This is a genomic window from Escherichia sp. E2748 (assembly GCF_005781125.1).
Lineage (GTDB): Bacteria > Pseudomonadota > Gammaproteobacteria > Enterobacterales > Enterobacteriaceae > Escherichia.
The window spans coordinates 28,963-44,301 of sequence record NZ_VATP01000009.1 but is presented as its reverse complement, the minus strand read 5'-3'; the positions used below and the strand labels follow the sequence as shown (position 1 = coordinate 44,301).

General features: G+C 53.1%; 10 protein-coding genes. 4 read left to right on the top strand and 6 right to left on the bottom strand.

Annotation, left to right across the window (positions count from 1 at the left end):
• The 5 genes from malZ to phoB all read right to left on the bottom strand — a co-directional run bounded on the left by malZ (position 1) and on the right by phoB (position 7,189).
• Entirely contained in the window at positions 1 to 1,818 is a 1,818-nt protein-coding gene (gene malZ, locus FEK42_RS10360) for a maltodextrin glucosidase (protein ID WP_135492507.1), read from the bottom strand.
• 154 nt (positions 1,819 to 1,972) lie between these two features.
• Positions 1,973 to 3,346, bottom strand: a complete 1,374-nt coding sequence (proY, locus tag FEK42_RS10355; RefSeq protein ID WP_130206219.1) for a proline-specific permease ProY — start codon at positions 3,344 to 3,346, stop codon at positions 1,973 to 1,975.
• A 75-nt stretch (positions 3,347 to 3,421) separates the two neighbouring features.
• Positions 3,422 to 4,741, bottom strand: coding sequence for a branched-chain amino acid transporter carrier protein BrnQ (gene brnQ, locus FEK42_RS10350; RefSeq protein ID WP_130206217.1), 1,320 nt, complete (start codon positions 4,739 to 4,741; stop codon positions 3,422 to 3,424).
• Between the two features lie 405 nt (positions 4,742 to 5,146).
• Entirely contained in the window at positions 5,147 to 6,442 is a 1,296-nt protein-coding gene (gene phoR, locus FEK42_RS10345) for a phosphate regulon sensor histidine kinase PhoR (RefSeq protein ID WP_130206215.1), read from the bottom strand.
• 57 nt (positions 6,443 to 6,499) lie between these two features.
• Complete coding sequence (gene phoB / locus FEK42_RS10340) at positions 6,500 to 7,189, bottom strand: phosphate response regulator transcription factor PhoB (RefSeq protein WP_000113933.1); 690 nt, start codon at positions 7,187 to 7,189, stop codon at positions 6,500 to 6,502.
• A 189-nt stretch (positions 7,190 to 7,378) separates the two neighbouring features.
• Here phoB and sbcD point away from each other — a divergent pair, with 189 nt between their 5' ends.
• The 3 genes from sbcD (at position 7,379) to araJ (ending at position 13,031) form a co-directional block, all read left to right on the top strand.
• Complete coding sequence (sbcD, locus tag FEK42_RS10335; protein WP_130206213.1) at positions 7,379 to 8,581, top strand: exonuclease subunit SbcD; 1,203 nt, start codon at positions 7,379 to 7,381, stop codon at positions 8,579 to 8,581.
• Entirely contained in the window at positions 8,578 to 11,721 is a 3,144-nt protein-coding gene (sbcC, locus tag FEK42_RS10330) for an exonuclease subunit SbcC (RefSeq protein ID WP_138211823.1), read from the top strand. The genes sbcD and sbcC overlap by 4 nt, the downstream gene beginning before the upstream one ends.
• Before the next feature lie 125 nt (positions 11,722 to 11,846).
• The gene (gene araJ, locus FEK42_RS10325) at positions 11,847 to 13,031 is read left to right on the top strand and encodes an MFS transporter AraJ (protein WP_130260315.1); all 1,185 of its coding nucleotides are present in this window, start codon (positions 11,847 to 11,849) and stop codon (positions 13,029 to 13,031) included.
• Between the two features lie 331 nt (positions 13,032 to 13,362).
• On the opposite strand, the gene mak is transcribed toward araJ, so the two are convergent.
• A complete protein-coding gene (gene mak, locus FEK42_RS10320) occupies positions 13,363 to 14,271 on the bottom strand; it encodes a fructokinase (protein WP_135490878.1) in 909 nt (302 codons plus the stop codon).
• Positions 14,272 to 14,395: 124 nt separating this feature from the next.
• Here mak and rdgC point away from each other — a divergent pair, with 124 nt between their 5' ends.
• Positions 14,396 to 15,307 carry a recombination-associated protein RdgC gene (gene rdgC, locus FEK42_RS10315; RefSeq protein WP_130206205.1) on the top strand — a complete coding sequence of 304 codons (912 nt, stop codon included), beginning with the start codon at positions 14,396 to 14,398 and terminating at the stop codon, positions 15,305 to 15,307.
• The last annotated feature ends 32 nt before the right edge of the window (positions 15,308 to 15,339 follow it).

Below are 15,339 nucleotides of genomic sequence, written 5' to 3'. Positions count from 1 at the left end.
TTAATTCATCCACACCGTGGCTGATATCGCGGGCAACGTCAGGATCTCATCGACCCGTTGTCCGTTCCCTTCTTTGCATTGCCATTGCGCGACATTAAGCAACGGCGATGCGGGTAGCACCACTTCACACGCTTCACCACGGTTGATTGCCACTAGCACACGCTGCTGATTGAGCACACGCACAAACACCACCACGTTATCTTCCGCATACAACACCTGACAGCCGCCACGACGCAATGCCAGGCTCTTCTTACGCAGCGCAATCATTCGCTGGTACAGCGCGAATAGTTCCGTATCTTGTTTTTCCAGGTCCCAGGGAAACGGTTTACGACAAAATGGATCGTTATTGCCGTCCAGCCCCACTTCATCGCCATAATAAATACACGGCACGCCAGGCCAAGTGAACAGCCAGACGACCGCCAGTGGCAGACGCGCAACATCCCGTCCGAGTAACGTTTTAAATCGCGCGGTATCGTGACTATCGAGCTGGTTAAACATACGCAGTTGCTGTTGATGAGAAAGCCCGGCACGGTAATTGTCCATCCAGGTTATACAGATTTGAGCGTCAATCTGCTGCGGATCGTAAGAGACATCGGTATTAGCGAGAAAGCCCCACAGCGGAAAAGTAAAGCCCCGATAGTTCATCGATGCATCTTCCACATCGGCCTGTAACCATTGCCGCGCATCGCCAAAATATTCACCGACAATGTACGCTTCTGGCTGGGTTTCTTTCGCCGCCTCAGTGATGCCAGCGACATGCTGCAAATTATTGCGCGCCCCGCCTGCTTCCCCCAGCATATGCACCACATCCAGCCGCCAGCCGTCCATATTCCACGGCGCTTTCAGCCAGTGACGGACAATGCTGTCTTCACCGCGATAAATTTCATTCACCAGACTTTCCGACTGATAATCCAGTTTTGGCAGGCTGGCATAGCCCAGCCAATCGAGCGCCGTGCCGTCATCGCGAAACGAGTACCAGTCGCGCCAGGGCGATTCGGGGTTATGGCAAGCGCCGCCCGTCCCGCGATTGTGCCTGTCAAACCAGGCATGAGAATCGCCACTGTGGTTAAACACGCCGTCCAGCATCAGGCGCATTCCTTGCTGCTGCGTGTTGTGTCTCAAACGCAGCAACGCCCCGTCGCCGCCAAACTGCGGATCGACGTGGCGATAATCTTCGGTATCGTATTTGTGCACGCTGGGTGCTTTAAACACCGGATTAAGATACAGCGCCGTCACGCCGAGTTTTTTCAGGTACGGCAGTTTTTCGCTTATCCCGTCCAGATCGCCGCCATAGAACGTTGATCCGCCCGCCTGTGCCGTGACCGGTTCATCCCAGTCACACAATATTATTTCCCGCCCGGCGGCGTGATGATAATAGACATGATCCTGATCGGCATTACGAGGCAGACTCCGGGCAAAACGATCCGGGAAGATCTGATAAAAAATCTGATCCGCCGCCCATTGTGGTCCGATATCCGGCACATCGACGGCAAACTGTTCCAGCCGCGAAGGTGGTATTGGGCTGAAACCTTGCGGCGTAAACCAACGCTGGCGATCGTGCCACAGCAATTTGAAACTGTAGCGCCGCCGTGGTTGCCCGGTGGCGAGAGAGAGCGCTCCCCGCCACGCCGTCACGCCTGGCTGCGGCTGGCTGCGCTGTTTATGCATCGGTATTGATGTTTCTTCGTTATCGTTTTCCATGCGCAACATAATGCGCTGTGGCGGCTCTTCGCCCGTCAGCCACAGTGTAATGAGCAGTTGATCTTTGCTTTGTTTAACAAATGGGGGCACCGGCAGGTGCCATGCATTTAACATCATAATTCCCCTGTGATGAAAATGTGTTCACCTTGCCATAGCCTAATGCAGGATCACTCATCATCTGAAGGATATTTGGGGGAGGAGAACGGGGGCGGATAATTTTCGGAATAGCCGGATCAGGTTTTGCTCCTGATCCGGCGACAAAAGGCAGGAATTAGTGGTTTTCTGCCAACTGGCGATCGTGGCGGCGTTTAAACATCCAGCCAATCAACAGCACCACAATCCACGCAAAACCAACGTACAGAGAGATACGCGTTTCAGGGTGATAACCAATCAGTCCGATGATAAAGAGCAGGAAAACCAGCCCCGTGATGGTCGTTGCCACCCCGCCAGGAACTTTAAATTTCAGCGCTTTAACTTCTTCTGGCGGCAGGCGGCGACGGAAGGCAATCTGAGACAGCAGGATCATAATCCACACCCACACGGTAGCGAAGGTCGCCAGCGAGGCAATCACCAGGAAGACGTTTTCCGGCATGATGTAGTTCAGATACACCGCAAACAGCAGCGCGGTAGTCATGACCAGCACCGTGACCCACGGAATACCGCGACGCGACGTTTTGCTGAAAATTTTCGGCGCACTGCCCTGCTCTGCCATGCCGTGCAACATACGGCCTACGCCAAACACGTCGCTGTTAATTGCCGACAAAGAGGCTGTCAGCACAACGAAGTTAAGAATGCTGGCGGCAAAGGTAATCCCCAAATGCTGGAACGTCAGCACGAACGGGCTACCTGCAGTACCTACCTGATTCCACGGATAGATAGACATAATGACGAACAGCGTACCAACATAGAAAACCAGAATACGCATCGGCACTGAGTTAATCGCGCGCGGAATAGACTTCTCCGGCTCTTTCGCTTCACCGGCGGTAATACCAATAATTTCAATACCACCGTAGGCAAACATCACCATTTGCAACGACATCACCATGCCAAGCCAGCCGTTACTGAAGAAGCCGCCGTTGCTCCACAGGTTATGGATACCGGTCGGTTGCCCGCCGTTGCCAATCCCCCAAATGATGATACCGAAACCAGCAACGATCATGATGATAATGGTGGCGACTTTAAAGAACGAGAACCAGAATTCCAGCTCACCAAAGACTTTCACGCTCATCAGGTTAATGGCGCAGATAATCAGCACCACGCTCAACACCCATATCCAGTGCGGCACCGTCGGGAACCAGACGCCCATATAGATACCGAAAGCGGTCACATCGGCGATGGCGACAATAAGGATTTCAAAGCAGTAGGTCCAGCCGGTGATATAACCTGCCAGCGGGCCAAGGTTTTCCTGCGCATAACGCGAGAAAGAGCTGGCGGCCGGGTTATGTACCGACATTTCTCCCAGCGCACGCATAATGATATATGCCGCGACACCACCGATAATATAGGCCAACAACACGCTCGGTCCGGCCATTTTGATGGCGTCCGCCGAACCGTAAAACAACCCGGTGCCAATTGCTGAACCCAGTGCCATAAAGCGTATGTGTCGGGTACTTAGCCCACGCTTTAGCTTGTTCTTACTTTCCATCAATTCCTAACCCATCAACACAATAAAAAACCACGGGGCATCGCAGCCCCGTGGTTAAAACAAATTTACAGTGATTTAGTGGGCGCTGGAGGTCACCTGACGACCTGCTGCGCGATCCCAGATAATGGCCAGAACCACCATCACCACCGTTGGCATTAACCACGCCAGACCTTGTTCGGCCAGCGGTAAACGCTGCGCCCAGGACGGTAAAATATCGCTGAATGCAGATGCTTTGATCCCGTCGAGAATACCAAAAAGCAGGCTGATAAACATCGGCGGAGCAATGACGCGGGACGAATTATGCCACCATGAGCGTGTAAAACTTAATACAACCAGTGCGATACACGGCGGATAAATGGCAGTCAGCACCGGTACAGAGATCTGAATCAGCTGGCTTAAGCCCAGATTAGACACCACCATCGAGAAGCCGCCGAGGATAAACACCAGCGTACGGTATGAGAGCGGGATGTATTGAGCGAAGAATTCCGCACAAGCGCAGGTCAGGCCAACCGCCGTTACCAGACAAGCGATGAAGATTAACGCCGCCAGCAGGAAGCTACCGCCGCCGCCAAAGGTGTGCTGAACGTAAGCATGCAGAATAGCGGCACCGTTCGCGGATTGATCAACCAGCGACGCGCTGTCTGAACCCAGACGGAACAGCGCCAGGTACAGCAGAGTCAAACCAACGCCCGCCATCAGGCCAGCCCAGACAGTATAACGGGTCAACAGACGCGCTTCGGTAACGCCGCGAGAACGCGCCGCGTTAACAATAACGATACCAAACACCATCGCGCCCAGCGTATCCATGGTCAGATAGCCGTTAACGAAGCCGTTAGAAAACGCAGCGTTTTGATAAGCCTCAGTTGCCGTGCTGATAGAACCCGCAGGCCAGACAATCGCGGCAACAGACAGGATGACCAGCGCGATAATTTTCAGCGGCGCAAGGAAGTTGCCCACGGTATCCAGCAGCTTGCCCGGATAGAGCGAAACCAGAATAACGATAGCGAAATAGACCAGGCTGTAGATAAACAGCGGCAGTGCGGAGTCACCCGTCAGCGGCGCAATGCCCACTTCAAAGGAGACTGTTGCCGTACGCGGTGTTGCAAACAGCGGCCCTACCGCCAGGTAGCAGACTGTTGCCAACAGCACGCCTGCGACTTTACCGATTGGTGTGCTCAGACTGTCAACGCCGCCGCCAACTTTCGCCAGCGCCACTACCGTTAATACCGGCAGACCAACGGCAGTAATAAGGAAGCCGAATGCCGCAGTCCAGACGTGTTCGCCTGCCTGCAAGCCGACCATAGGAGGGAAAATAATGTTACCTGCGCCAACGAACAACGCAAATGTCATAAAGCCCAGAGCGATGATATCGCGCGATCTTAACTGATGGGTCATAAATCATACTGCCTGTGGATGTGGTGTTGTAACGTTAAATTTTGTGCCAATCCCTGGGGATGATACAGCGGTATATTTAAACAATTTTAGCGGGAAATACTCCCAACCAGGCGCGGCGAAGAATAGTTTTTCGATTTACCGCGTGAATGCAGTCAGTATGACAGCACCTGAAGCGCAATTTAAACGCTTATAACGTTTTAAAGCAAGGAGGGATCTAAAAACCAGAGGGATATAACGATAAGAAATCACAAACCAGTATAAAACACTATTTCCGTGAAAAAGATATGGCTTATCATGCGAACAAAAAATCACCAGACATGGTAAAATTCAGCGCCCGTTTTTTGACTGCAAAGAAAAAAAGCCAGCATCGGCTGGCTTATGGCAACAAAAAATGACAAAGGCGGATTAATCGCTATTTTTGGCAATTAAACGTTCCGGCAGAACAAAACTGAAACGCGTACCTTTGCCCACCGTACTTTCAATATTGAGCCGGCTTTCATGATGATTTACCGCATGCTTCACGATCGCTAACCCCAACCCGCTACCGCCAGTTTGTCGGGAACGCGCTTTATCAACGCGATAAAAACGCTCGGTCAGGCGCGGAATATGCTCCGGTGCGATGCCCGGTCCATTATCTTCAACACTAAATTCGGCACCGTGCGGCACTCGCTGCCAGCGTACGGTGATATGCGTACCTTCCGGCGTATGATTCACGGCGTTATAGACCAGATTCGAAATCGCACTGCGTAACTGGTCTTCGCTGCCAGACACTTTGAGGCCGTTATCAATCTCAAAGGTAAATGTCTGTTTTTGCTGGCTCAGCGTCTGAGCTTCACGCTCAACGACGCGCAGCATCATCGGCACATCAACCTTCTCATTCAGCAACTGCGTCGGCGCGGCTTCAATTTTCGACAAGGTCAGTAACTGCTTCACCAGCCCTTCCATCCGCTGAGTCTGCTCACGCATGGTGTGCAACGCTTTTTCGCGTACCGCGCCTTCCAGCGGCTGCTCATCCATCATCTCCAGGTAACCCTGTAACACGGTCAATGGCGTGCGTAACTCATGGCTTACGTTGGCAAAAAAGTTGCGTCGCGCCCCTTCCAGTTGATGCATTTGCGTGACATCTCGCGCCACCATCAGCAACTGTTTATGGGTATAAGGCATGACACGAATTTCCAGATGCCGCCCGGTGTTGAGCACCAGATTGAGCGGGCGAGAAAAATCACGCGTTTTCAGATATTGCGTAAACTCCGGATAACGCAGCAGGTTAAGGATGTTCTGCCCGTTATCTTCCGGCCAGCGCAGACCAAGAATTTGTTGCGCCAGACCATTACACCAGAAAATACCGCCCTCTTCCGTGGTCAGCACCACCGCATCGGGTAGCGACTCCGCGCCGCTACGAAAGCGTTTGATAAGATTACCCAGCTCGCGGCGGCGTTTTTTATTACGCAGTTGCATCTGGTGTAAACCGTACAGCAGCGGTTCCCAGCTACCACGCCCCGGTGGCGGGGTCATACTGCGATCCACCCACAGCCACCATGAAAGGCGCAATAAATTCCAGAAATGCCAGATAAGCAGTCCTGTTACCGATGCCAGCAAAAACCAGGGCAGGTAACCAAAAAATGCACCCAGGATGAAAGCCGGGAGGCAGCAAAGTAGCAGCTCCAGCACCAGCCTTTTCCACGACAGCCGTTCCAGCACGTAAGATACTCCAGTTAAGAAATCATAAGCCCTGCTCTGCGTCCGATGAGCAAGGCGTTAAAAGCGGGTTGAAAAACGATATCCTGTACCGCGCACGGTCTGCACCATACGGTCATGCCCGCCGGGCTCCAGTGCTTTACGCAGGCGGCGAATGTGGACATCGACCGTGCGGTCTTCCACATACACGTTGGTTCCCCAGACGTGGTTTAACAGTTGCTCGCGACTGTACACGCGCTCGGGATGCGTCATAAAAAAGTGCAGCAGTTTAAATTCAGTCGGCCCCATCTCCAGCGGTTCTTCGCCCGCCATCACCCGGTGAGATGTCGGGTCGAGACTTAGCCCCTGCATCTCAATCACCTCTTCCACCGCCATCGGCGATATACGGCGCATTACCGCTTTGATTCGCGCCACCAGCTCCTTCGGCGAAAACGGCTTGGTGATATAGTCGTCCGCACCGGTTTCAAGGCCGCGCACGCGATCTTCTTCTTCCCCTCTGGCGGTCAACATCACAACCGGAATATCACGGGTCATCGACTCACGCTTGAGATGTTTGATGAACTGGATACCGGAGCCGCCGGGTAACATCCAGTCGAGGAGAATTAAATCCGGCCAGGGTTCATTCAGTTGGTTCACAGCACTGTCATAATCTTCCGCTTCGACCGGCTGGAAGCCATTTTGCTCGAGCACGAAGCAGACCATTTCGCGAATTGGAGCTTCATCTTCTACGACCAGAATACGTCTCGCCATGATTTGCCCTGTTGTAATAAATAGATTGCGATCATTAATGCGACGTCATTATGCGTCAGATTTATGACAGATTTATGAAAAGCACGCCGCACATCCTTTCAGGTTATTGATTTCTGTGGTGCAGAAAAAAGCAAATAGCGCACCTGTTTGGGTATAATCGCGCCCATGCTTTTTCGCCAGAGAATCGTTATGCGCATCCTTCACACTTCAGACTGGCATCTCGGCCAGAACTTCTACAGTAAAAGCCGCGAAGCTGAGCATCAGGCTTTTCTTGACTGGCTGCTGGAGACAGCACAAACCCATCAGGTGGATGCGATTATTGTTGCCGGTGATGTTTTCGATACCGGCTCGCCGCCCAGTTACGCCCGCACGTTATACAACCGTTTTGTTGTCAATTTACAGCAAACTGGCTGTCATCTGGTGGTACTGGCGGGAAACCATGATTCGGTCGCCACGCTGAATGAATCGCGCGATATCATGGCGTTCCTCAATACTACCGTGGTCGCCAGCGCCGGACATGCGCCGCAAATCTTGCCTCGTCGCGACGGGACGCCAGGCGCAGTGCTGTGCCCCATTCCTTTTTTACGCCCGCGTGACATTATTACCAGCCAGGCGGGACTTAACGGTATTGAAAAACAGCAGCATTTGCTGGCAGCTATTACTGATTATTATCAACAACACTATGCCGATGCCTGCAAGTTGCGCGGCGATCAGCCTCTGCCCATCATCGCCACGGGACATTTAACGACTGTGGGTGCCAGTAAAAGTGACGCCGTGCGTGACATCTATATTGGCACGCTGGACGCGTTTCCGGCACAAAACTTTCCGCCAGCCGACTACATCGCGCTCGGGCATATTCACCGCGCGCAGATTATTGGCGGCATGGAACATGTTCGCTATTGCGGCTCCCCCATTCCACTGAGTTTTGATGAATGCGGTAAGAGTAAATATGTCCATCTGGTGACATTTTCAAACGGCAAATTAGAGAGCGTGGAAAATCTGAACGTACCGGTAACGCAACCCATGGCGGTGCTGAAAGGTGATCTGGCGTCGATTACCGAACAGCTGGAACAGTGGCGCGATGTATCACAAGAGCCACCTGTCTGGCTGGATATCGAAATCACTACCGATGAGTATCTGCATGATATTCAGCGCAAAATCCAGGCATTAACCGAATCATTACCTGTCGAAGTATTGCTGGTACGCCGGAGTCGTGAACAGCGCGAGCGTGTGTTAGCCAGCCAACAGCGTGAAACCCTCAGCGAACTCAGCGTCGAAGAGGTGTTCAATCGCCGTCTGGCACTGGAAGAACTGGATGAATCGCAGCAGCAACGTCTACAGAATCTTTTCGCCACGACGTTGCAGACCCTCGCCGGAGAACACGAAGCATGAAAATTCTCAGCCTGCGCCTGAAAAACCTGAACTCATTAAAAGGCGAATGGAAGATTGATTTCACCCGCGAGCCGTTCGCCAGCAACGGGCTGTTTGCCATTACCGGCCCAACAGGTGCGGGAAAAACGACCCTACTCGATGCCATTTGTCTGGCGCTGTATCACGAAACCCCGCGCCTCTCTAACGTTTCGCAATCACAAAATGATCTCATGACCCGCGATACCGCCGAATGTCTGGCGGAAGTGGAATTTGAAGTGAAAGGTGAAGCGTATCGCGCGTTCTGGAGCCAGAATCGGGCGCGTAACCAGCCGGACGGTAATTTGCAGGTGCCACGCGTAGAGCTGGCGCGCTGCGCAGACGGCAAAATTCTCGCCGACAAAGTGAAAGATAAGCTGGAACTGACGGCGACGTTAACCGGGCTTGATTACGGGCGCTTCACCCGTTCGATGCTGCTTTCACAAGGGCAATTTGCTGCCTTCCTGAATGCCAAACCAAAAGAACGCGCGGAATTGCTCGAGGAGTTAACCGGCACCGAAATCTACGGGCAAATCTCCGCAATGGTTTTTGAACAGCATAAATCGGCCCGTACTGAGCTGGAGAAACTGCAAGCGCAGGCCAGCGGCGTTGCATTATTAGCGCCAGAACAGCTGCAATCGCTTACAGATAGTTTGCAGGTACTCACTGACGAAGAGAAACGGTTACTCACTGCGCAGCAGCAAGAACAACAATCACTTAACTGGTTAACGCGTAAGGACGAGTTGCAGCAGGAAGCCAGTCGCCGTCAGCAGGCACTGCAACAGGCGTTAGCCGAGGAAGAAAAAGCACAACCGCAACTGGCGGCCCTCAGTCTGGCGCAACCGGCACGAAATCTTCGTCCGCACTGGGAACGCATCGCAGAACACAGCGCGGCGCTGGCGCATACTCGCCAGCAGATTGAAGAAGTAAATACTCGCTTACAGAGCACAATGGCGCTTCGCGCGAGCATTCGCCACCACGCGGCGAAGCAGTCAGCAGAATTACAGCAGCAGCAACAAAGCCTGAATGCCTGGTTACAGGAACACGATCGCTTCCGCCAGTGGAACAACGAACTGGCAGGTTGGCGTGCGCAGTTCTCCCAACAAACCAGCGATCGCGAGCATCTGCGGCAATGGCAGCAACAGTTAACCCATTCTGAGCAAAAACTTAATGCGCTTGCGGCGATCACGTTGACGTTAACCGCCGATGAAGTTGCTAGCGCCCAGGCGCAACATGCTGAGCAACGCCCACTGCGTCAGCGCCTGGTCGCGCTGCATGGGCAGATTGTTCCCCAACAAAAACGTCTGGTGCAGTTACAGGTCGCTATCCAGAATGTCACTCTGGAACAGACGCAACGTAATGCCGCACTTAACGAAATGCGCCAGCGTTATAAAGAAAAGACGCAGCAACTTGCCGATGTCAAAACCATTTGCGAGCAGGAAGCTCGCATTAAAACGCTGGAAGCCCAGCGCGCGCAGTTGCAGGCAGGTCAGCCTTGTCCACTTTGTGGTTCCACCAGCCACCCGGCGGTCGAGGCGTATCAGGCGCTGGAACCGGGCGTTAATCAGGCTCGGCTATTAACGCTGGAAAACGAAGTGAAAAAGCTCGGCGAAGAAGGCGCGGCGCTACGTGGGCAACTGGACGCCTTAACGAAGCAGCTTCAGCGTGATGAAAACGAAGCGCAAAGCCTCCGACAAGATGAGCAAGCACTTACTCAACAATGGCAAGCCGTCACGGCCAGCCTCAATATCACCTTGCAGCCACAGGACGATATTCAACCGTGGCTAGATGCACAAGATGAGCACGAACGCCAGCTGCGATTACTCAGCCAACGGCATGAATTACAAGGGCAGATTGCCGCGCATAATCAGCAAATTATCCAGTATCAACAGCAAATTGAACAACGCCAGCAGCAACTCTTAACGGCATTGGCGGGTTATGCACTGACATTGCCACAGGAAGAGGAAGAAGAGAGCTGGTTGGCGACACGTCAGCAAGAAGCGCAGAGCTGGCAGCAACGCCAGAACGAATTAACCGCGCTGCAAAACCGTATTCAGCAGCTGACGCCGATTCTGGAAACGTTGCCGCAAAATGATGAACTCCCGCACAGCGAAGAAACTGTGGCGCTGGAAAACTGGCGGCAAGTTCACGAACAATGCCTCGCGTTGCAAAGCCAGCAGCAAACGTTGCAGCAACAGGAAGTTCTGGCAGCGCAAAGTCTGCAAAAAGTTCAGGCGCAGTTTGACACCGCGCTACAGGACAGCATTTTTGACGATCAGCAGGCATTTCTTGCGGCGTTAATGGATGAGCAGACGCTAACTCAGCTGGAACAGCTGAAACAGAATCTGGAAAACCAGCGTCGTCAGGCACAAGCGCTGGCCACTCAGACAGCTGAAACACTGGCACAGCATCAGCAACACCGACCTGGCGGACTGGATCTCACGGTGACGGTGGAACAGATTCAGCAAGAGTTAGCGCAAACTCACCAAAAGTTGCGTGAAAACACCACTCGCCAGGGGGAAATTCGCCAGCAGCTGAAGCAGGATGCAGACAACCGTCAGCAACAACAAACCTTAATGCAGCAAATTGCACAGACGACGCAGCAGGTTGAGGACTGGGGATATCTTAATTCGCTGATTGGCTCCAAAGAGGGCGATAAATTCCGTAAATTCGCTCAGGGCCTGACGCTGGACAATCTGGTCCATCTGGCTAACCAGCAACTTACCCGGCTGCACGGTCGCTACCTGTTACAGCGTAAAGCCAGCGAGGCGCTGGAGGTCGAAGTTGTCGATACCTGGCAGGCAGATGCGGTACGCGATACCCGTACGCTTTCCGGCGGCGAAAGTTTCCTCGTGAGCCTGGCTCTGGCGCTGGCGCTTTCGGATCTGGTCAGCCATAAAACGCGTATTGACTCGCTGTTCCTCGATGAAGGTTTCGGCACGCTGGATAGCGAAACGCTGGATACCGCCCTTGACGCACTGGATGCCCTGAACGCCAGTGGTAAAACCATCGGGGTGATTAGCCACGTTGAAGCGATGAAAGAGCGTATTCCGGTGCAGATTAAAGTGAAGAAGATCAACGGACTGGGCTACAGTAAACTGGAAAGCGCGTTTGCGGTGAAATAACTATTCAGCAGGATAATGAATACAGAGGGGCGAATTATCTCTTGGCCCGGCTGGTCGTTATCCTGCAAGCTATCACTTTATTGGCTACGGTGATTCGTAGCTGCTCTGTTGGTTGTGATGGTGGTATGAAAAAAGTTATTTTATCTTTGGCACTCGGCACATTTGGCCTGGGGATGGCTGAATTTGGCATTATGGGGGTGCTCACGGAGCTGGCGCATAATGTGGGAATTTCGATTCCAGCCGCCGGGCATATGATTTCGTATTATGCGCTGGGGGTGGTGGTCGGTGCGCCGATAATCGCGCTTTTTTCCAGTCGCTACTCACTCAAACATATCTTGTTGTTTCTGGTGGCGTTGTGCGTCATTGGCAACGCCATGTTTACTCTCTCTTCGTCTTACCTGATGCTCGCCATTGGCCGCCTGGTTTCCGGTTTTCCGCATGGCGCATTTTTTGGCGTCGGGGCGATCGTGTTATCGAAAATTATCCAACCCGGCAAAGTCACCGCCGCCGTGGCGGGTATGGTTTCCGGGATGACGGTCGCCAATCTGCTGGGCATTCCGCTGGGGACGTATTTAAGTCAGGAATTTAGCTGGCGCTACACCTTTTTATTGATCGCTGTTTTTAATATTGCGGTGATGGCATCGGTCTATTTTTGGGTACCGGATATTCGCGACGAGGCGAAAGGAAAGCTGCGCGAACAATTTCACTTTTTGCGCAGCCCGGCCCCGTGGTTAATTTTCGCCGCCACGATGTTTGGCAACGCAGGTGTGTTTGCCTGGTTTAGTTACGTTAAACCTTACATGATGTTTATTTCCGGTTTTTCGGAAACGGCGATGACCTTCATTATGATGCTGGTCGGACTGGGGATGGTGCTGGGGAATATGCTAAGTGGCCGGATTTCCGGACGTTACTCGCCGCTACGCATTGCGGCAGTGACTGACTTTATTATTGTGCTGGCACTGTTGATGCTCTTTTTCTTCGGCGGCATGAAAACAACATCGCTTATTTTTGCTTTTATTTGTTGCGCGGGATTATTTGCCCTTTCAGCACCGCTGCAAATATTGTTACTGCAAAATGCCAAAGGTGGGGAGTTATTAGGTGCCGCGGGTGGGCAAATAGCGTTTAACCTCGGTAGCGCCGTGGGTGCTTATTGCGGCGGAATGATGCTGACGCTGGGGCTGGCGTATAATTACGTGGCGTTGCCTGCCGCCCTGCTCTCGTTTGCTGCGATGTCCTCATTGCTGCTGTATGGTCGCTATAAGCGCCAGCAAGTAGCGGAGAGTCCGGTGCTGGCGAAACCACTGAGATAGGTTGCAGTCACAATGCACGTTACTTGTTGCCGGATGCGACGTGAACGCCTTATCCGGCCTACGGGATGCTCATTTTGTAGGCCTGATAAGACACGCCTGTGTCGCATCAGGCATCTGAGCACGGTGCCGGATGCGGCGCGAGCGCCTTATCCGGCCTACGGGATGCTCATTTTGTAGGCCTGATAAGACACACCAGTGTCGCATCAGGCATCTGAGCACAGTGCCGGATGCGGCGCGAGCGCCTTATCCGGCCTACGGCTGCTTATTTTGTAGGCCTGATAAGACGCGACAAGCGTCGCATCAGGCATGATGCACCAATTGCCTGGGTTTTTTACTCTTGTGGCCATAACCATGCGGCGCCGCGTACGCCGCTGGAATCACCATGCTTCGCCTTACGCACGGGCGTTTCACATTCGCCACCGAAGACAAATTGTTTAATCAACGGTGGAACTGTTTGATATAAACGGTCAACATTGCTCATCCCTCCGCCCAGGACAATCACATCCGGGTCGAGAATATTCACCACATGCGCCAGCGACTTCGCCAGTCGTAGCTCATAGCGACACAATGCCAACTCGGCAACCGGATCGCTTTCTTCAACGAGACGAATAATTTCACTGCCTTTCAGTGCATGTCCGCTTAAACGACGATAATCTGTGGCAAATCCGGTACCCGAAATAAAGGTTTCAATACAGCCTTGTTTACCGCAATAACAAGGGACTTCCTCGCGATAACGCAGTTCGTCTTCGTCCATCCACGGTAGCGGATTGTGTCCCCACTCGCCTGCCGTGCCATTGCCGCCGATATGCGCCCGCCCATTGAATGCCACGCCCGCGCCGCATCCCGTGCCGATAATCACAGCAAATACCGTCTGCGCTCCCGCTGCCGCGCCATCTACCGCTTCCGAAACCGCCAGACAGTTGGCGTCATTTGCCAGCCGCACTTCCCGCTGCAACCGCGCGCTTAAGTCTTTATCGAATGGTTGACCATTAAGCCAGGTTGAATTGGCATTTTTCACCACGCCGGTATAGGGTGAAATCGAGCCGGGGATCCCCATCCCCACTGTTCCACGCTGCCCCGTCGCCTGCTCCGCCATCTCTACCAGCGTGGCGATCGTTTCTATGGTCTGGCGGTAATCATCACGCGGCGTGGGCAGACGATGACGGTACAACTGCTCCCCTGCATCGCCCAGTGCAATCACTTCAGTTTTGGTGCCGCCTAAATCGATACCTATACGCACGGTACTCTCCTTATTTTTTTCAATATCAATAGCGTAGAGACGGACAACCGGATTGGCAATGCAAGGCTGCCGACAATTCGTTATCATGCCCGCTAAATTTAACGACAAGGCCGTGGAAATTATCATGCTGTGGTTCAAAAATTTAATGGTTTACCGTCTTAGCCGCGAGATTTCGCTGCGTGCAGAAGAGATGGAAAAACAGCTAGCCTCGATGGCATTTACCCCATGCGGCAGCCAGGATATGGCGAAGATGGGCTGGGTTCCTCCGATGGGATCACACAGCGATGCGTTAACGCACGTTGCCAATGGTCAAATTGTTATCTGCGCGCGCAAAGAAGAAAAAATCCTCCCGTCTCCGGTGATTAAACAGGCGCTGGAAGCGAAAATCGCCAAACTGGAAGCGGAACAGGCGCGTAAGCTGAAGAAAACCGAAAAAGATTCGCTGAAAGATGAAGTGTTGCACTCTCTGCTGCCTCGCGCCTTCAGCCGTTTCAGCCAAACCATGATGTGGATCGACACGGTGAACGGTTTGATCATGGTGGACTGCGCCAGCGCCAAAAAAGCGGAAGATACGCTGGCACTGCTGCGTAAAAGCCTGGGGTCGTTACCGGTTGTGCCATTGAGCATGGAAAACCCGATTGAACTGACGCTGACCGAATGGGTACGCTCCGGCAGCGCGGCACAGGGCTTCCAGCTGCTTGATGAAGCCGAGCTGAAATCGCTGCTGGAAGATGGCGGCGTGATCCGCGCGAAGAAACAAGATCTGACCAGCGAAGAGATCACCAATCACATTGAAGCCGGAAAAGTGGTGACTAAACTGGCGCTCGACTGGCAGCAACGCGTTCAGTTTGTGATGTGCGACGATGGTTCGCTCAAGCGCCTGAAGTTCTGCGACGAGCTGCGCGATCAAAACGAAGATATCGACCGCGAAGATTTTGCCCAGCGTTTTGACGCCGATTTCATCCTGATGACCGGCGAACTGGCAGCGTTAATTCAAAACCTGATCGAAGGATTGGGCGGCGAAGCGCAACGTTAATAGCTGGTTTGCCTTCAATGCCGGATGCGACG